At 55.4% G+C, this 18,088-nt stretch carries 13 protein-coding genes and 1 tRNA gene; all 14 read right to left on the reverse strand.

All coding sequences use genetic code 11. From position 1 onward, the window contains the following. Nucleotides 1–1,190 (reverse strand): elongation factor Tu (gene tuf / locus FIV46_RS00095; RefSeq protein ID WP_139937772.1); only part of this gene is annotated, 1,190 nt, incomplete at its 3' end. Between the two features lie 72 nt (nucleotides 1,191–1,262). Then, complete coding sequence (gene fusA, locus FIV46_RS00100) at nucleotides 1,263–3,344, reverse strand: elongation factor G (protein WP_139937773.1); 2,082 nt, start codon at nucleotides 3,342–3,344, stop codon at nucleotides 1,263–1,265. A 27-nt stretch (nucleotides 3,345–3,371) separates the two neighbouring features. Next, the gene (gene rpsG / locus FIV46_RS00105) at nucleotides 3,372–3,842 is read right to left on the reverse strand and encodes a 30S ribosomal protein S7 (protein ID WP_139937774.1); all 471 of its coding nucleotides are present in this window, start codon (nucleotides 3,840–3,842) and stop codon (nucleotides 3,372–3,374) included. 25 nt (nucleotides 3,843–3,867) lie between these two features. After that, nucleotides 3,868–4,239 (reverse strand): 30S ribosomal protein S12, encoded by a 372-nt coding sequence (rpsL, locus tag FIV46_RS00110; protein ID WP_139937775.1) that lies wholly within the window; start codon nucleotides 4,237–4,239, stop codon nucleotides 3,868–3,870. Between the two features lie 389 nt (nucleotides 4,240–4,628). Continuing rightward, nucleotides 4,629–8,822, reverse strand: a complete 4,194-nt coding sequence (rpoC, locus tag FIV46_RS00115; RefSeq protein ID WP_139937776.1) for a DNA-directed RNA polymerase subunit beta' — start codon at nucleotides 8,820–8,822, stop codon at nucleotides 4,629–4,631. A gap of 31 nt (nucleotides 8,823–8,853) precedes the next feature. Beyond that, nucleotides 8,854–12,951 (reverse strand): DNA-directed RNA polymerase subunit beta, encoded by a 4,098-nt coding sequence (rpoB, locus tag FIV46_RS00120; RefSeq protein WP_139937777.1) that lies wholly within the window; start codon nucleotides 12,949–12,951, stop codon nucleotides 8,854–8,856. Between the two features lie 289 nt (nucleotides 12,952–13,240). Beyond that, complete coding sequence (gene rplL / locus FIV46_RS00125; RefSeq protein WP_139937778.1) at nucleotides 13,241–13,615, reverse strand: 50S ribosomal protein L7/L12; 375 nt, start codon at nucleotides 13,613–13,615, stop codon at nucleotides 13,241–13,243. Between the two features lie 49 nt (nucleotides 13,616–13,664). Then, on the reverse strand, nucleotides 13,665–14,174 hold the full coding sequence (rplJ, locus tag FIV46_RS00130) for a 50S ribosomal protein L10 (protein ID WP_139937779.1): 510 nt from the start codon (nucleotides 14,172–14,174) through the stop codon (nucleotides 13,665–13,667). A gap of 337 nt (nucleotides 14,175–14,511) precedes the next feature. Next, nucleotides 14,512–15,210: a 50S ribosomal protein L1 gene (gene rplA / locus FIV46_RS00135; protein WP_139937780.1), complete on the reverse strand. Its 699-nt coding sequence runs from the start codon at nucleotides 15,208–15,210 to the stop codon at nucleotides 14,512–14,514. Nucleotides 15,211–15,214: 4 nt separating this feature from the next. Continuing rightward, nucleotides 15,215–15,643, reverse strand: coding sequence for a 50S ribosomal protein L11 (gene rplK, locus FIV46_RS00140; protein ID WP_139937781.1), 429 nt, complete (start codon nucleotides 15,641–15,643; stop codon nucleotides 15,215–15,217). A gap of 211 nt (nucleotides 15,644–15,854) precedes the next feature. Then, a complete protein-coding gene (gene nusG / locus FIV46_RS00145) occupies nucleotides 15,855–16,391 on the reverse strand; it encodes a transcription termination/antitermination protein NusG (protein WP_139937782.1) in 537 nt (178 codons plus the stop codon). A gap of 2 nt (nucleotides 16,392–16,393) precedes the next feature. Further along, nucleotides 16,394–16,591 carry a preprotein translocase subunit SecE gene (secE, locus tag FIV46_RS00150; RefSeq protein ID WP_139937783.1) on the reverse strand — a complete coding sequence of 66 codons (198 nt, stop codon included), beginning with the start codon at nucleotides 16,589–16,591 and terminating at the stop codon, nucleotides 16,394–16,396. Between the two features lie 71 nt (nucleotides 16,592–16,662). Continuing rightward, nucleotides 16,663–16,738: transfer RNA gene (locus FIV46_RS00155), tRNA-Trp, on the reverse strand. A 158-nt stretch (nucleotides 16,739–16,896) separates the two neighbouring features. Further along, nucleotides 16,897–18,087, reverse strand: coding sequence for an elongation factor Tu (gene tuf / locus FIV46_RS00160; protein ID WP_139937772.1), 1,191 nt, complete (start codon nucleotides 18,085–18,087; stop codon nucleotides 16,897–16,899). Between the last annotated feature and the right edge of the window lies 1 nt (nucleotide 18,088).

Consider the following 18,088-nt stretch of genomic DNA (forward strand, 5'->3'; position numbering starts at 1 on the left):
TATTCGATAATTGAGGCTACGACGCCGGCGCCGACGGTACGACCGCCTTCACGGATGGCGAAACGCAGACCTTCGTCCATGGCGATCGGGGCGATCAGCTCGACGTCAACGGTCACGTTGTCGCCCGGCATAACCATCTCGGTGCCTTCCGGAAGATGCACAATACCGGTCACGTCAGTGGTACGGAAGTAGAACTGCGGACGGTAGTTGGTGAAGAACGGGGTATGACGACCGCCCTCTTCCTTGGTCAGGATGTAAGCCTCGGCTTTGAACTTGGTGTGCGGGGTAATGGTTCCCGGCTTGGCCAGAACCTGGCCACGCTCAACCTCTTCACGGCCAACGCCACGCAGCAGCGCACCGATGTTGTCGCCGGCTTCACCGCTATCCAGCAGCTTGCGGAACATTTCAACGCCGGTAACAGTTGTTTTCGTGGTGTCTTTGATGCCCACGATCTCAACTTCCTCGCCCACATTGATGATACCGCGCTCAACACGGCCGGTCACAACAGTACCACGACCGGAAATGGAGAACACGTCCTCGATCGGCATCAGGAACGGCTGGTCCTTCGGACGGTCCGGCTGCGGGATATATTCGTCAACAGCGTCCATCAGTTCCAGGATCTTGTCTTTGCCGATGGCGTCGTCACGACCTTCCAGGGCGGCAAGCGCAGAACCGGCAATGATCGGAATATCGTCACCCGGGAATTCATATTCATTCAGAAGTTCGCGAACTTCCATCTCAACCAGCTCAAGCAGCTCTTCGTCGTCAACCTGGTCAACCTTGTTCAGGAATACAACCAGGGCCGGAACGCCAACCTGACGGGCCAGAAGAATGTGCTCGCGGGTCTGCGGCATCGGGCCGTCAGCAGCGTTCACAACAAGAATCGCGCCGTCCATCTGCGCCGCACCGGTGATCATGTTCTTCACATAGTCAGCATGACCCGGGCAGTCAACGTGAGCATAGTGACGCTTGTCCGTCTCATACTCAACGTGGGCCGTGGAAATCGTAATACCGCGCTCGCGCTCCTCAGGAGCCTTGTCGATGTTCGCAAAATCAACCGCTTTGCCGTGACCGGCATCGGCAAGTACTTTTGTGATCGCCGCAGTCAGTGTGGTCTTACCATGGTCAACGTGACCAATAGTCCCAATATTGCAGTGCGGCTTCGTGCGTTCAAACTTTTCTTTTGACATTGTCTTTACCTTCTCACTTATATTCAAGCGTCCCGCTCTATCCTCACGGGAAAAGTTAGCTTCGTTAAAATATTAAGATGCGTATTTCGCCTTGACTTCCTCAGCTACATTGTTCGGAACCTCGGCGTAATGGTCGAACTGCATGCTGTACTGAGCACGACCCTGAGTAAATGACCGCAGCTGGTTCACATAACCAAACATGTTGGCAAGCGGAACCATCGCAGTGATCACCTGTGCCGGACCACGGGTTTCAGTGCCCGCGACCTGGCCGCGACGTGAATTCAAGTCACCGATCACGTCACCCATATATTCTTCCGGTGTTACCACTTCAACCTTCATCATCGGCTCGAGGAGCTTGATGCCGGCATCGGCAGCGGCCTGACGCATGGCCCCACGACCGGCAATTTCAAAGGCCAGTACGGAGGAGTCAACGTCATGGTAGGCACCGTCGATCAGGCGCACAGAGAAGTCGATGATCGGGAAGCCGATCAGCGCACCGCTCTCTGCGATGTCGTTGATACCTTTTTCAACACCAGGGATATATTCTTTCGGAATGTTACCGCCCTTGATTTCGTCGAGGAACTGGATACCTGATCCACGCTCACCGGGGGTAACAACCATTTTCACGCGGCCGAACTGACCGGAACCACCGGACTGTTTCTTATGCGTGTAATCAACTTCGATTTCGCGGGCGATGGATTCACGGTACGCAACCTGCGGGGCACCCACATTGGCTTCCACCTTGAATTCACGCTTCATGCGATCAACCAGAATATCGAGATGCAGTTCGCCCATACCGGAAATCACGGTCTGGCCGCTTTCCTCGTCGGACCGAACGCGGAAGCTCGGATCCTCGGCGGCCAGGCGGTTCAGGGCAATACCCATTTTCTCCTGGTCGGCTTTGGATTTGGGCTCCACAGCAACGGAAATCACCGGCTCGGGGAATTCCATACGCTCCAGGATAACCGGCTTGTTGTTGGCACACAGGGTATCACCGGTTGTGGTCTCTTTCAGGCCACAGATGGCGACGATGTCGCCGGCGCGAGCTTCCTTGATGTCCTCACGTGAGTTGGAGTGCATCTGCAGCATACGGCCGACTTTTTCCTTCTTGCCTTTTACGGAGTTCAGGACCTGTGTACCGGTTTCCAGAACGCCGGAGTAGACGCGGCAGAAGGTCAGCGTACCCACGAACGGGTCGTTCATGATTTTAAAGGCCAGGGCAGAGAACGGCTCTTCGTCGGAAGACTTGCGAACCATTTCTGTTTCCGGATCATCAACGGCAACACCGCGGATCGCGGCCACGTCGACCGGAGCCGGCATATAGTCAACAACCGCATCGAGGAGCGGCTGCACGCCTTTGTTTTTAAAGGCCGTACCGCAGAGAACCGGCACGAAGTCACCAGCGATGGTACCTTTGCGGATCAGTTTTTTAAGCGTATCCATGTCGGGCTCGTTGCCTTCCAGATACTGCTCCATGGCATCCTCGTCCTGCTCAACAACAGTCTCGATCAGCTCCATGCGATAGGTTTCGCAATCGTCCTGCATGTCGGCCGGAATATCTTTTTCCACATAGTTGGCGCCCATGCCCTCGTCGTCCCAGACGATCGCTTTCATTTTCAGCAGGTCAACCATGCCTTCAAATTCAGCTTCGGCGCCGATCGGCAGCTGAGTTACCAGCGGCACGGAACCAAGGCGATCCTTGATCATGTCGACGCAACGGTAGAAGTTGGCACCCATGCGGTCCATCTTGTTAACGAAGCACATCCGCGGAACGTCATATTTGTCAGCCTGACGCCAAACGGTTTCGGACTGGGGCTCAACACCGGCCACAGAGTCAAAAACAGCAACCGCCCCGTCAAGAACACGGAGCGAACGTTCAACTTCAATGGTAAAATCCACGTGGCCGGGGGTATCAATAATGTTAATGCGGTGATCATTCCAGAAACAGGTGGTCGCCGCAGAGGTGATGGTAATACCACGCTCCTGCTCCTGCTCCATCCAGTCCATGGTCGCGGCGCCTTCATGAACTTCGCCGATTTTATGGCTCACCCCTGTATAGAACAGGATACGTTCTGTGGTGGTTGTCTTACCTGCATCGATATGGGCCATAATACCGATATTGCGATATCTTTCGAGTGGAGTCTTGCGTGCCATCTTACAAATTCCCTAATCCAGCAACTACTACCAGCGATAATGGGAGAAAGCCTTATTGGCCTCTGCCATACGGTGGGTGTCTTCACGCTTCTTCACGGAAGCGCCACGGTTGTTCAGCGCATCAAGCAGTTCGCCACCAAGACGCTCGGTCATGGTGTTCTCGTTGCGCTTGCGAGACATTTCAATCATCCAGCGGATCGCCAGAGCCTGGGCGCGGTCAGAACGAACCTCGACCGGCACCTGGTAGGTGGCGCCACCAACACGGCGGGAGCGAACCTCAACCGCCGGCTTCACATTGTCGAGGGCCTGATGGAACACTTCCAGCGGCTCCTGACCGGTTTTAGCCTGAACAAGGTCAAGAGCGCCGTAAACGATTCTTTCCGCAACGGATTTCTTGCCATCAACCATCAGGTTGTTCATGAATTTGGTCAGCACGATATCCCCGAACTTGGGATCCGGCAGCACTTTACGTTTTTCAGCAGCGTGACGACGCGACATATCTCAATTCCTTAGCAACAGGTCCTTATTTAGGACGTTTTGCACCATATTTAGAACGACCCTGACGACGATCGGATACACCCTGGGTATCCAGAACGCCCCTCAGAACGTGATAACGAACACCCGGAAGGTCTTTCACACGACCACCGCGAATCAGCACAACGGCGTGTTCCTGCAGGTTGTGTCCCTCACCCGGGATGTAGCTAGTAACCTCAAAACCGTTGGTCAGGCGCACACGAGCAACTTTACGCAGGGCTGAGTTAGGCTTTTTCGGTGTTGTTGTGTAAACGCGAGTACAAACACCACGTTTCTGCGGGCATGCCTGAAGGGCAGGCACCTTGTTACGGGCGGCCGGTTTCTTGCGCGGTTTACGTACCAACTGGTTAACTGTCGGCATATTAGATCCTTAAGTCGTTTTCTTTTCGTACAACAAGACAAACAGCCCCGCTTTTCCTGAAAAAAAGCAATAGAGCAGAGGTCAACCCTGCTCCGGCTGTTCGGTCAAATCCAAAAATTTCCAGTCTCTGAGTATCTTAGGCGCAGCGTTTAGGCTGATAATGGCCTACCACCTGCCCCTCAAAGAGTGTGCGCATACTATGTGCGCTTATATTTACAGTCAAGCAAAATTTAACAGGCTTTTCACAGAACCATCTTTTAGAGAAAAAAGGCCGGTTTTCCCTCATAATCGGGAAGACCAGCCTTGATTCTTAAAATATTCTTTCAACTTTCAGCCCACAGGCGGCTGAAAACCGTCCCGTCCCTGCCGAAACAGGACCGGGCGCCCTGTTATTCAGCCGGGGCTGAGTCGGAATCTCCCAGCGGCAGCGGTTCGCTCTGCGGCTGTTCCGTCGCAATAGTTTCCGCATCCCTTGTCTGGGCGACACGGCGCAGCCGGTTCATGGTCGCACCGGTACCGGCCGGAATCAGGCGACCGACGATAACGTTCTCTTTGAGACCGTTCAGGGTGTCGTGCTTGCCGGAAACCGCAGCTTCGGTCAGAACGCGGGTTGTCTCCTGGAACGAAGCCGCGGAGATGAAGGAGCGGGTCTGCAGCGAAGCTTTGGTGATACCAAGCAGGAGCGGCTCGCCCTTGGCAGGCAGACGTCCTTCTTTTTCCATCTTGGCATTCTGTTCTTCGAACTCCAGACGATCGACCTGTTCACCGAGCAGGAAGGTGGTTTCACCAGGCGAGGTGATTTCCACTTTCTGCAGCATCTGGCGGACAATCACTTCGATGTGCTTGTCGTTGATGCCCACACCCTGCAGGCGGTATACGTCCTGCACCTCGTTGACCAGGTAATTGGCCAGGGCCTCAATACCCATGGTCTTCAGAATATCATGCGGCGCCGGGTTGCCGTCGATGAGATATTCACCGCGGCGGATGAAGTCGCCTTCCTGAACGGAAATATGCTTTCCTTTCGGGATCAGATATTCAACGGGTTCCGCTTCCTCGTCCGCCGGGCGGATGGCGATGCGACGCTTGTTCTTGTAGTCGCGGCCGAATTCAACATAACCGTCAATCTCGGCGATAACAGCATGCTCTTTCGGACGACGGGCTTCGAACAGCTCGGCCACACGCGGCAGACCACCGGTGATGTCCTTGGTCTTGGACGCTTCACGCGGGATACGGGCCACCACGTCACCGGCGTGCACTTCCGCACCGTCGTTGACGGACAGAATGGCGCCGACGGACATGAAGTAGCGGGCCTCAGAACCGTTGGCCAGTTCCACAACCTGGTCGTTCTCATCACGCAGGGTGATGCGCGGACGCAGGTCGGCACCTTTCGGCTGGGAGCGCCAGTCGATCACGACCTTGCTGGAAATACCGGTGGCTTCGTCGGTCTTCTCGCTGATGGAGACACCTTCGATCAGGTCCACATAACGGACGATACCGCCTTTTTCAGTAATGATCGGCAGGGTGTAGGGATCCCATTCAACCAGCTTGTCGCCGTGCTTGATCTCGGCCCCCTCGTCATGGATGAGGTGGGCGCCGTAAGGCACTTTGTGAGTGACGCGCTCGCGACCCTCTTCATCCAGGATCACCAGTTCCATATTGCGGTTCATGACAATCAGGCGGCCTTTGGAGTCGGTCACCACATTGCGGTTGACCAGCTTGATCTTGCCGTCATGAGAGGCCTCGATGGAGGACTGCTCGGAAACGGAAGAGGCCGCGCCACCGATATGGAAGGTCCGCATGGTCAGCTGGGTACCCGGTTCACCGATGGACTGAGCGGCGATCACACCGACAGCTTCACCCATATTCACCGGAATACCGCGGGCCAGGTCACGGCCGTAACATTTACCACAAGCACCTACTTTGGATTCACAGGTCAGGACGGAACGAACCTTGACGGTGGCAACACCGGCATTTTCAATCTGTTCGACTACGGTCTCATCCAAATAGGTGCCGGCCTCCACAATGGTCTGCTCGCTGACGGGGTCAACCACGTCGACCGCGGCACAGCGACCGAGGATACGGTCGCCGAGAGAGACGATCACATCACCGCCCTCTTCCACTTCGCTGATATCGATACCGGCATGAGTGCCGCAATCCTGTTCAACGATGACGCAGTCCTGCGCCACGTCAACCAGACGACGGGTCAGATAACCGGAGTTGGCGGTTTTCAGCGCCGTATCGGCCAGACCCTTACGGGCACCGTGGGTGGAGTTAAAGTATTCGAGAACGCTGAGGCCTTCCTTGAAGTTGGAGATAATCGGCGTTTCGATGATCTCACCGGACGGTTTGGCCATCAGGCCGCGCATACCGGCAAGCTGTTTCATCTGGGCGGCGGAACCACGAGCCCCGGAGTGGGCCATCATATAGATGGAGTTTATTTCGCGGGAGCGACCGGTATCCGGATCGACACCTGTCTGGGAAATCTCCGCCATCATGGCGTCGGCCACACGGTCGGTACACTGGGACCAAGCGTCCACCACCTTGTTGTATTTTTCGCCCTGGGTAATCAGACCGGCGTTATACTGGGCTTCATACTCCTTCACTTCTTCGGAAGTGGTGTTAATCAGCTCTTCCTTGGCGTCCGGGATCACCATGTCGTCTTTACCGAAGGAGATACCGGCCTTGCAGGCCTCGCGGAAACCGAGACGCATGATGCCGTCGGCAAACAGCACGGTGTCTTTCTGTCCGGCATGGCGGTACACCACGTCGATCACCTGAGAAATTTCCTTCTTGGTGAGCTGACGGTTGATCAGGTCAAAGGAAACATTCGGGTGTTTCGGCAGATACTGGGCCAGCATCAGACGACCGGCGGTACTTTCCACCACCAGGGAAACCGGCTCGTTATTTTCGTCAACGGTATTGTAACGGGCTTTGATCTTGCTGTGCAGGGTAATTACCTTGCTGAACAGGGCCTGCTCGATCTCTTCCATGTTACCAAACGCCATGCCTTCGCCCGGCTCACCGACTTTCTCAGTGGTCATATAGTAAAGACCAAGAACGATATCCTGGGACGGTACGATGATCGGCTTGCCGTTTGACGGGCTGAGGATGTTATTGGTGGACATCATCAGCACACGGGCTTCGAGCTGGGCTTCCAGGCTGAGCGGTACGTGTACCGCCATCTGGTCACCGTCGAAGTCGGCGTTGAAGGCGGCACAGACCAGCGGATGCAGCTGGATGGCTTTACCCTCGATCAGAACCGGTTCAAAGGCCTGGATGCCGAGGCGGTGCAGGGTCGGCGCACGGTTCAGCATGATCGGATGTTCACGGATCACGGTGTCGAGAACGTCCCATACTTCGCGGCGCTCTTTTTCCACCAGCTTCTTGGCCTGTTTGATGGTGGTGGCGATGCCGAGCTTGTCGAGCCGCGCATAAATAAACGGCTTGAACAGTTCCAGCGCCATTTTCTTGGGCAGACCGCATTGGTGCAGCAGCAGTTCCGGCCCCACCACAATCACGGAACGGCCGGAATAGTCAACGCGTTTACCCAGCAGGTTCTGACGGAAACGGCCCTGCTTGCCTTTCAGCATGTCGGACAGGGATTTCAGCGGACGCTTGTTGGCGCCGGTGATGACCCGGCCGCGACGGCCGTTGTCGAACAGGGCGTCGACAGCTTCCTGCAGCATACGTTTTTCGTTCCGCACGATAATGTCAGGGGCCCGCAGCTCCATCAGGCGCTTCAGGCGGTTGTTCCTGTTGATCACGCGACGGTACAGGTCGTTGAGGTCGGAAGTCGCAAAACGACCACCGTCCAGCGGTACCAGCGGACGCAATTCCGGCGGGATCACCGGCAGAACGTCGAGAATCATCCAGGACGGCTGATTGCCGGACTCCAGGAAGCCTTCGATCACTTTCAGGCGCTTGACGATTTTCTTCGGCTTCAGTTCGGATTTGGTTTCAGCCAGCTCGCGGCGCAGGTCTTCCCGCTCGGCTTCCAGATCCACATTTTCCAGCAGGATCTTGATGGCTTCCGCCCCGATACCGGCGGTAAAGCTGTCTTCACCATATTCGTCCTGGGCGCGGTAATATTCTTCCTCGCTGAGCAGCTGCTTCATTTTCAGGGAAGTCAGGCCCGGCTCCACAACGATATAGTTTTCGAAGTAAAGCACACGCTCCAGATCCTTCAGAGTCATGTCCAGCATCAGGCCGATACGGCTCGGCAGGGACTTGAGGAACCAGATGTGCGCAACCGGCGCAGCCAGGTCGATATGACCCATACGGTCACGACGCACCTTGCTGAGGGTAACCTCCACGCCACATTTCTCACAGGTAATACCGCGGTATTTCATCCGCTTGTATTTACCGCAGAGACATTCATAGTCCTTGATCGGGCCGAAGATACGGGCACAGAACAGGCCGTCTTTCTCCGGCTTGAAGGTCCGGTAGTTGATGGTTTCCGGTTTTTTGATCTCACCATAGGACCAAGAGCGGATCTGTTCCGGACTGGCGATGGAGATTTTGATGTTATCAAAAGTCTCCGGTTTCGCAGCCGGGTTGAAGAAATTCATAATTTCCTGGCTCATAACCTAATATTCTCCTAAATCTCGTCCGCTCTTAGGGATTATTGATAAGTTCAACATTCAGGCACAGAGACTTCATCTCTTTGACCAGAACGTTAAAGGATTCCGGAATGCCGGCTTCGAAGCTGTCATCGCCACGAACGATGGCTTCATAGACCTTGGTACGGCCGCTCACATCGTCAGACTTGACCGTAAGCATTTCCTGCAGGGTATAGGCGGCGCCGTAAGCCTGAAGGGCCCAGACCTCCATTTCCCCGAAGCGCTGACCACCGAACTGGGCCTTACCGCCCAGCGGCTGCTGGGTAACAAGGCTGTACGGGCCGATGGAGCGGGCGTGGATCTTGTCGTCCACCAGGTGATGCAGTTTCAGCATATAGATGTAACCGACGGTCACCTTACGGTCGAATTTCTCACCAGTACGGCCGTCATAGAGGTCCACCTGACCGGATCCGTCAAGACCGGCCATTTCCAGCATATCCACAACGTCCGCTTCGTGCGCCCCGTCAAAGACCGGGGTCGCCATCGGCACACCGTTGCGCAGGAAGCCGGCCAGGCCGACAACGTCCTCGTCATCCAAGCCGTCAATTTCCGCTTTATACTGGTCTTTGCCGTAAATGGTCTTAAACTTGTCGCGCAGACCTTTCGCCTTGGCAGACGTATCAGAGGCCACATCGTCCAGCATTTCGGAAATCTGCACACCAAGACCACGTGACGCCCAACCCAGGTGGGTTTCCAGGATCTGCCCCACGTTCATACGTGACGGCACGCCCAGCGGGTTCAGCACGATATCGACCGGTGTCCCGTCTTCCAGGTACGGCATATCCTCAACGGGCAGAATGCGGGAGATAACCCCTTTGTTTCCGTGACGACCGGCCATTTTGTCCCCGGGCTGCAGCTTGCGCTTCACAGCCACGAACACCTTGACCATCTTCAGAACGCCCGGCAGCAGTTCGTCACCGCGCTGCAGTTTCTCGATTTTCTCTTCGAAACGGGCACGCAGGCGATCGCGGGCTTCCTCAAACTGCTTGTGCAGGCTGTCCACGTCTTCCATGGTTTTCTCGTCGTCGACGGCAATCTGCCACCACAAACCGCGGCTCAGGCCGTCCAGCAGCTCTTCGGTCACATTTTCACCTTTGGACACCTCTTTCGGGCCGCTGGTGATCACATGGCCCAGAAGCATCGGCTTCAGACGGGCATAGATGTTGCGGTCGAGGATGTTCTGCTCGTCTTCACGGTCTTTGGACAGACGCTCGATTTCCTCGCGCTCGATGGCGATGGCGCGCTCGTCCTTGTCGATACCGTGACGGTTGAACACGCGAACTTCCACAACGGTGCCGGCAACCCCCGGCGGCAGGCGCAGGGAGGTGTCACGCACGTCGGCGGCTTTCTCGCCGAAGATAGCGCGCAGCAGCTTTTCTTCCGGCGTCATCGGGCTTTCGCCCTTAGGTGTAATCTTGCCGACCATGATGTCGCCCGGGTGAACCTCGGCGCCGATGTAAACGATACCGGCTTCGTCCAGGTTGCGCAGGCCTTCCTCACCAACGTTCGGAATATCGCGGGTGATTTCTTCCGGACCAAGCTTGGTATCACGGGCCATCACTTCGAATTCCTCGATATGGATGGAAGTGAAGACGTCGTCTTTCACGATCCGCTCGGAAATCAGGATGGAATCCTCGAAGTTGTAACCGTTCCAGGGCATGAAGGCCACCAGCACGTTCCGGCCCAGCGCCAGCTCACCCATATCGGTGGACGGGCCGTCGGCCATCACGTCGCCACGGTTCAGAACATCGCCCACTTTCACCAGCGGACGCTGGTTGATGCAGGTATTCTGGTTGGAACGCTGGAACTTGCGCAGGGTGTAGATATCCACACCGGACGCGCCTGGCTCCACTTCTTCGGTCACCCGGACCACGATACGGGTGGCGTCGACCTGGTCAACCACGCCGGCACGTTCGGCCACAATGGCGGCGCCGGAATCACGGGCCACAACCCGCTCCATGCCGGTCCCGACAAACGGGGATTCCGCCCGTACCAGCGGCACGGCCTGGCGCTGCATGTTTGATCCCATGAGCGCGCGGTTGGCGTCGTCGTTTTCCAGGAACGGAATGAGTGCCGCAGCCACGGAAACCACCTGTTTCGGAGACACGTCCATCAGGTCGATCTGCTCAGCGGTTTTCAGGTGGTGCTCACCGGCCTCGCGGCAGTCCACCAGCTCAGGCTCAAATGTACCATCGTCATTCAGCGGCGTGTTGGCCTGGGCGACGGTGTATTTTTCCTCTTCCATGGCGGAAAGATAAACCACATCGCGGGTCACCTTGCCGTCAACCACTTTCCGGTACGGAGTTTCGATGAAACCGTATTTATTGACCTTGGCGAAGGTGGCCAGGGAGTTGATCAGACCGATGTTCGGACCCTCAGGGGTCTCAATCGGACAGATACGGCCATAGTGAGTGGTATGTACGTCACGCACCTCGAAACCGGCACGCTCGCGGGTCAGACCGCCCGGGCCAAGGGCCGACAGGCGGCGCTTGTGGGTGATCTCGCTGAGCGGGTTGGTCTGGTCCATGAACTGGCTGAGCTGGGAGGAGCCGAAGAACTCGCGCACAGCCGCAACCGCCGGTTTGGCGTTGACCAGGTCATGGGGCATGACGGTATCAATGTCGATGCTGCTCATGCGCTCACGGATCGCGCGCTCCATGCGCAGCAGACCGATGCGATACTGGTTTTCCATCAGCTCGCCAACGGAACGTACACGACGGTTCCCCAGGTGGTCGATGTCGTCCACGCTGCCTTTGCCGTCTTTCAGCTCCATCAGGGTTTTGAGGATTTTCAGGATGTCTTCTTTGCGCAGGACACGGACATTGTCTTCCGCATCCAGGCCGAGGCGCATATTCATTTTCACGCGACCGACAGAGGACAGGTCATAGCGCTCTTCATCGAAGAACAGGCCATGGAACAGGGCATCGGCGGTTTCGCGGGTCGGCGGCTCACCCGGGCGCATGACGCGATAGATTTCGGACAGCGCCATTTCCTCGTTTTCACACTTGTCGCCCATCATGGTGTTGCGGATGTAGGGCCCCACATTCACATGGTCGATATCGAGGGTATTGATTTCCTTGTAGCCTGCATCTTCAAACACCTGCAGGTGATCTTCGGTGATTTCCTCACCGGCCTCGATATAGATTTCGCCGGTCTTGCCGTTGACCATATCCTCGGCAGCAAAACGACCGATCAGCTCCTCACTGGGCAGCAGAATCTCGGTCAGGCCGTCCTTGGCCAGCTTGTTGGCCAGGCGCGGAGTAACTTTCTTGCCGGCTTCCACAACAACTTCACCGTTGCTGGCGTCAACCAGGTCGTAGGCCGGCTTCACACCGCGCCAGGAAGCGGGTTCGAAAGGCACAACCCAGCCGCCTTTGGCTTTTTTGTAGGTGGCGGTGTCATAGAAGAAATCAAGAATTTCCTCTGAAGACATGCCCAGGGCATACATCAGGGTTGTCGCCGGCATTTTGCGGCGGCGGTCGATGCGTACATGAACGATATCCTTGGCGTCGAACTCAAAATCCAGCCAGGAACCACGGTAAGGAATAACACGGGCGGCGAACAGGAACTTGCCGGAGGAATGGGTTTTCCCCTTGTCATGGTCAAAGAATACACCTGGCGAGCGGTGCATCTGGCTGACGATCACACGTTCCGTGCCATTGACGACAAAGGTGCCGTTGTCGGTCATCAGGGGCAGGTCCCCCATATAGACGTCCTGTTCCTTGATATCCAGGACGGACCGGGCTTCGGTTTCCTCGTCGACCTCAAAAACAATCAGGCGAAGGGTCACACGCAGGGGCGCGGCATAGGTCATATCCCGCTGCTGACATTCCTCCACGTCATACTTGGGCTTTTCCAGCTCGTAGGAAACAAATTCCAGGGAAGCTGTCTCAGCAAAATCGGTAATCGGAAAGACAGATTTGAACACACCCTGCAGACCGTCACTGGTGCGATCTTCAAGAGGAATATCTGTCTGCAGGAACTGATCATAGGAGCTGACCTGCACCTTGATCAGGTTCGGCATCTCTGCCACTTCTGTAATACGTCCGAAATTTTTGCGAACTTTTTTACGACTGGAATAGGAAGTCGCCATGCTGAATCCTCGCCACAGTATTTAAAAAAACCTCTAATATCAACGCGCTAGCGGTAAAAATCAGAGTGATAAAATAAATTATCTATCTAGACGGCAGAAACCGCTTCAGAAAAAACTCCTGAAGACGGCAGCTTAAAATGGACCAAATTAACTTTAATTTCAATGGTAATATGTTGTTTTTCCACCAGAATTACCAGAACCCCATCGCGTCCAGACAGATATTTGCCCCGAAGGGCCGGATGGCCAGCCGCCCTCACAGGACGGCCGGCCACCCAAAATTGCCAACTCTTTACTTGAGTTCGACAGAAGCGCCGGCAGCTTCGAGCTTGGCTTTAAGCTCTTCAGCTTCAGCTTTCGGTGCTGCTTCTTTAACAGTCTTCGGAGCACCTTCAACCATTTCCTTGGCTTCTTTCAGGCCAAGACCGGTGATGGCGCGGACTTCTTTAATGACGTTGATTTTCTTATCGCCGGCAGCGGTAAGAACGACATCAAATTCGTCTTTTTCTTCAGCAGCTTCACCACCAGCCGGAGCACCGGCAGCAGCGACAGCAACAGGAGCAGCAGCAGAGACGCCCCATTTTTCTTCGAGCATTTTAGACAGTTCTGCAGCTTCCAGAACGGTCAGAGTTGAGAGTTCATCAACAAGCTTTTCAAGATCAGCCATTGTTCATTTCCTTAAATCAAAATTCGTTTTAAACCAAAAACCTTCGCAGTTAACCTTGCGATCCATAGGCACCAAACACACGAGCCAGCTGTCCGGCAGGCGCCTGGGTAACAGAAGCCAGCTTGCCAGCCGGCGCCTGCAGCAGACCGACAATCTTGCCGCGCAGTTCGTCAAGGGACGGCAGATCTGCCAGAGCCTTAACTCCGTTCACGTCAAGGGATGTCGCACCCATTGCACCACCAAGAACCTCGAGATCGTCGTGATCCTTGGCGAATTTTACCAGAATCTTGGCCGGCGCTACCGGATCCTCGGAATAACCGAGGGCGGTCGGACCAACCAGGAATTCACCAATTGACTCCAGTTCGGAACCTTCAAGAGCAAGACGAGCAAGGCGGTTTTTAGCCACTTTAAGACTGGCGCCTGCTTCACGCATCTGGTTCCGCAGGTCTGTCATTTCGGCAACGCTGAGGCCATTGTTGCGAACCACAACAACGGTAGCAGAGCTACTGAAGACATCCTTCAAGAAGGCAACTGACTCCTTCTTTTGGGCTCTATCCATTCTCGTCTCCGATTCAAATACACAAAAATCTTTTCCCACAGGTCGGATTTTTGCCAGTTGAGTTTTGGCAAAGACTTGCGTCCATGCCGGTTAAACCTGTCAAATCCGGCCCCGAGGACCGGAAACGGAAACTGTAGGAACTCCTACACTCCCATCTATTGCAGGCCTTGCGCTTAAGCCCCTCCCTCATTCGAGATCCGGACACCTGCAGTTTCGGACAGGCGGCCCCTTCCAGGGATATCACTCTCTTTCGGGGACCAGAGTTTCCGCCAGGCGCACCCAACGGAATTCCTGCTGGCCACCCCATAAGCGGGATGGCCGAAATCTTGATCAGCCGTTAGTCGGCAGAAACGGCGGCAACATCAACCTTGACGCCCGGGCCCATGGTAGAGCTCATGGAGATACCTTTCAGGTAAGCCCCTTTGGCGCCAGACGGCTTGGCTTTCAGCAGCGCATCGATCAGAGCCTTGGCGTTTTCCACCAGGGCACCTTCTTCGAAGCTTGCTTTGCCGAAACCGGCGTGTACGATACCGGCTTTTTCCACGCGGAACTCGACCTGGCCGCCTTTGGCAGCTTTCACAGCAGCTTCCACATCCTGTGTCACGGTACCCAGTTTCGGGTTCGGCATCAGGCCGCGCGGGCCGAGCACTTTACCGAGACGACCAACGATGGCCATCATGTCCGGGGTCGCGATACAACGGTCGAAATTCATTTCACCGCCCTGAATGGCTTCCATCAGGTCTTCCGCACCAACCAGGTCGGCGCCGGCGGCCTTGGCGGCATCAGCCTTGTCGCCACGGGCAAAAACCGCCACGCGAACACTCTTCCCTGTACCGTTCGGCAGGGACACCATACCGCGAACCATCTGGTCGGCGTGGCGGGGATCAACCCCCAGGCGCACAGCCATTTCCAGAGTCTCGTCGAATTTGGCGGTTGCTTTTGATTTTACCAGTTTAACAGCCTCTTCCACAGTCAGCAGAGCTTCTGTGTTCAGACCTTCGCGAATTGCTTTCGCGCGCTTGGAAACTCGTGCCATGGTCTTAACCCTCCACTTTCAGGCCCATTGACCGGGCAGATCCTTTGATGATTTCCATCGCCGCCTCGATAGTGTTGGCGTTCAGGTCTTTCATCTTTGAGTCAGCAATCTCGCGGATTTTATCCTCAGAGATTGTCCCGGCGCTTTCACGGCCCGGGTTGGAGGAACCTTTTTTCAGGCCCGCTGCCTTCATGATCAGGAAGGACGCCGGCGGGGCTTTGGTTTCAAAGGTAAAGCTTTTGTCCTGGAACACGGTAATAATAGTGGGAAGAGGCATCCCCTTTTCCACACTTTCCGTCTGGGCGTTAAAAGCCTTACAGAATTCCATGATGTTCACACCGCGCTGACCCAGTGCAGTACCGATCGGCGGTGACGGGTTTGCAGCTCCGGCAGGGATCTGCAACTTGATATAACCTTCAATTTTCTTTGCCATTTTAGTCCCTTTGACAATTTCAAATACCAGCCGGACCCAAGTCCGGCCACCAAGGGGTGTGGTGCGGCCATGGCTGACCTCCCACACTTTTCCGGGAAAACCGCACTTTTCCGTGCTTTTTTCCCAAAACTCAAAGTCGCACCACTAATGATGCGACTCATGAAAGTCCGGCTTATAACAGCCCGAAGGCAAAAACACCAGACCTTTTTTATTAGCCTTTTTCTACCTGGGTATATTCCAGTTCCACAGGGGTTGCGCGACCGAAAATGGACACGGAAACCTTGAGCCGGGATTTCTCCTCGTCGACATCCTCGACGATACCGGTAAAGGACGTGAACGGACCGTCGATAACCTTGACCTCCTCACCGATTTCATAGGAGATGGACGGACGCGGACGCTCGACCCCTTCTTCGACCTGATGCAGGATACGCTCGGCCTCTTTTTCCGTAATCGGAAAGGGCTTGCCGCTGGCACCGAGGAACCCGGAAACCTTGGGTGTGTTTTTAATCAGGTGATAGGTCTGGTCATTCATGACCATTTTGGCAAGCACATAGCCCGGAAAAAACTTCCGCTCGGAAGTGACCTTCTGCCCCCGCTTGACCTCGACAACTTCTTCAGTCGGAACAATGACCTGCTCGATCAGGGCATCAAGACCCTGCTGCACCGCCTGGTCCTGGACACTCTGGGCAACCTTCTTTTCGAAACCGGAATAGGCCTGAATAATATACCATTTTGCACGAGCTGACATGCTTATCCTCCAAGACCCAAAATCACTGCGATAATTTCGGACAGGCCCAGATCGACCAAAAAGAAAAACACAGCCATGACGAAGGCCATGATAAAGACCATGATGGTCGTTACCGTAGTTTCCTTGCGCGTCGGCCAGGTTACTTTGGATACTTCCTGCCGGACTTGCCGGACAAATTCTGCAGGACTGGTTTTTGACATTTTCAGTTATCCATTCTTTTTCTGTCGAAGGGCGGCGTGTCCCCTGTATTCACCGCTCGTTTTCAACGAAATGGCAGGAGTGGAGGGATTCGAACCCCCGACACCCGGTTTTGGAGACCGGTGCTCTACCAACTGAGCTACACTCCTTCAATCGTGTCGCACGTTATAAAACGGCCCCCAGTCAAGTGCAATGCGAAAATGGGGCCCGCTTTAAAAAAATTACAGCAACAGTTATGTCCCTGTTGCCAGAAAGCAAGCGGGGCGGACTGAAATCCGCCCCGTGCTCCCGAAGATTACTTCAGGGATTATTCGATAATTGAGGCTACGACGCCGGCGCCGACGGTACGACCGCCTTCACGGATGGCGAAACGCAGACCTTCGTCCATGGCGATCGGGGCGATCAGCTCGACGTCAACGGTCACGTTGTCGCCCGGCATAACCATCTCGGTGCCTTCCGGAAGATGCACAATACCGGTCACGTCAGTGGTACGGAAGTAGAACTGCGGACGGTAGTTGGTGAAGAACGGGGTATGACGACCGCCCTCTTCCTTGGTCAGGATGTAAGCCTCGGCTTTGAACTTGGTGTGCGGGGTAATGGTTCCCGGCTTGGCCAGAACCTGGCCACGCTCAACCTCTTCACGGCCAACGCCACGCAGCAGCGCACCGATGTTGTCGCCGGCTTCACCGCTATCCAGCAGCTTGCGGAACATTTCAACGCCGGTAACAGTTGTTTTCGTGGTGTCTTTGATGCCCACGATCTCAACTTCCTCGCCCACATTGATGATACCGCGCTCAACACGGCCGGTCACAACAGTACCACGACCGGAAATGGAGAACACGTCCTCGATCGGCATCAGGAACGGCTGGTCCTTCGGACGGTCCGGCTGCGGGATATATTCGTCAACAGCGTCCATCAGTTCCAGGATCTTGTCTTTGCCGATGGCGTCGTCACGACCTTCCAGGGCGGCAAGCGCAGAACCGGCAATGATCGGAATATCGTCACCCGGGAATTCATATTCATTCAGAAGTTCGCGAACTTCCATCTCAACCAGCTCAAGCAGCTCTTCGTCGTCAACCTGGTCAACCTTGTTCAGGAATACAACCAGGGCCGGAACGCCAACCTGACGGGCCAGAAGAATGTGCTCGCGGGTCTGCGGCATCGGGCCGTCAGCAGCGTTCACAACAAGAATCGCGCCGTCCATCTGCGCCGCACCGGTGATCATGTTCTTCACATAGTCAGCATGACCCGGGCAGTCAACGTGAGCATAGTGACGCTTGTCCGTCTCATACTCAACGTGGGCCGTGGAAATCGTAATACCGCGCTCGCGCTCCTCAGGAGCCTTGTCGATGTTCGCAAAATCAACCGCTTTGCCGTGACCGGCATCGGCAAGTACTTTTGTGATCGCCGCAGTCAGTGTGGTCTTACCATGGTCAACGTGACCAATAGTCCCAATATTGCAGTGCGGCTTCGTGCGTTCAAACTTTTCTTTTGACATT

Origin of the sequence: Emcibacter nanhaiensis (assembly GCF_006385175.1) — a bacterium.
Classification (GTDB): Bacteria; Pseudomonadota; Alphaproteobacteria; order Sphingomonadales; family Emcibacteraceae; genus Emcibacter; species Emcibacter nanhaiensis.

Bases quoted from the DNA above. Each gene is read 5' to 3' on its own strand.
- fusA (WP_139937773.1), bottom strand. From the start codon at position 3,344: ATGGCACGCAAGACTCCACTCGAAAGATATCGCAATATCGGTATTATG.
- rpsG (WP_139937774.1), bottom strand. From the start codon at position 3,842: ATGTCGCGTCGTCACGCTGCTGAAAAACGTAAAGTGCTGCCGGATCCC.
- rpsL (WP_139937775.1), bottom strand. From the start codon at position 4,239: ATGCCGACAGTTAACCAGTTGGTACGTAAACCGCGCAAGAAACCGGCC.
- rpoC (WP_139937776.1), bottom strand. From the start codon at position 8,822: ATGAGCCAGGAAATTATGAATTTCTTCAACCCGGCTGCGAAACCGGAG.
- rpoB (WP_139937777.1), bottom strand. From the start codon at position 12,951: ATGGCGACTTCCTATTCCAGTCGTAAAAAAGTTCGCAAAAATTTCGGA.
- rplL (WP_139937778.1), bottom strand. From the start codon at position 13,615: ATGGCTGATCTTGAAAAGCTTGTTGATGAACTCTCAACTCTGACCGTT.
- rplJ (WP_139937779.1), bottom strand. From the start codon at position 14,174: ATGGATAGAGCCCAAAAGAAGGAGTCAGTTGCCTTCTTGAAGGATGTC.
- rplA (WP_139937780.1), bottom strand. From the start codon at position 15,210: ATGGCACGAGTTTCCAAGCGCGCGAAAGCAATTCGCGAAGGTCTGAAC.
- rplK (WP_139937781.1), bottom strand. From the start codon at position 15,643: ATGGCAAAGAAAATTGAAGGTTATATCAAGTTGCAGATCCCTGCCGGA.
- nusG (WP_139937782.1), bottom strand. From the start codon at position 16,391: ATGTCAGCTCGTGCAAAATGGTATATTATTCAGGCCTATTCCGGTTTC.
- secE (WP_139937783.1), bottom strand. From the start codon at position 16,591: ATGTCAAAAACCAGTCCTGCAGAATTTGTCCGGCAAGTCCGGCAGGAA.
- tuf (WP_139937772.1), bottom strand. From the start codon at position 18,087: ATGTCAAAAGAAAAGTTTGAACGCACGAAGCCGCACTGCAATATTGGG.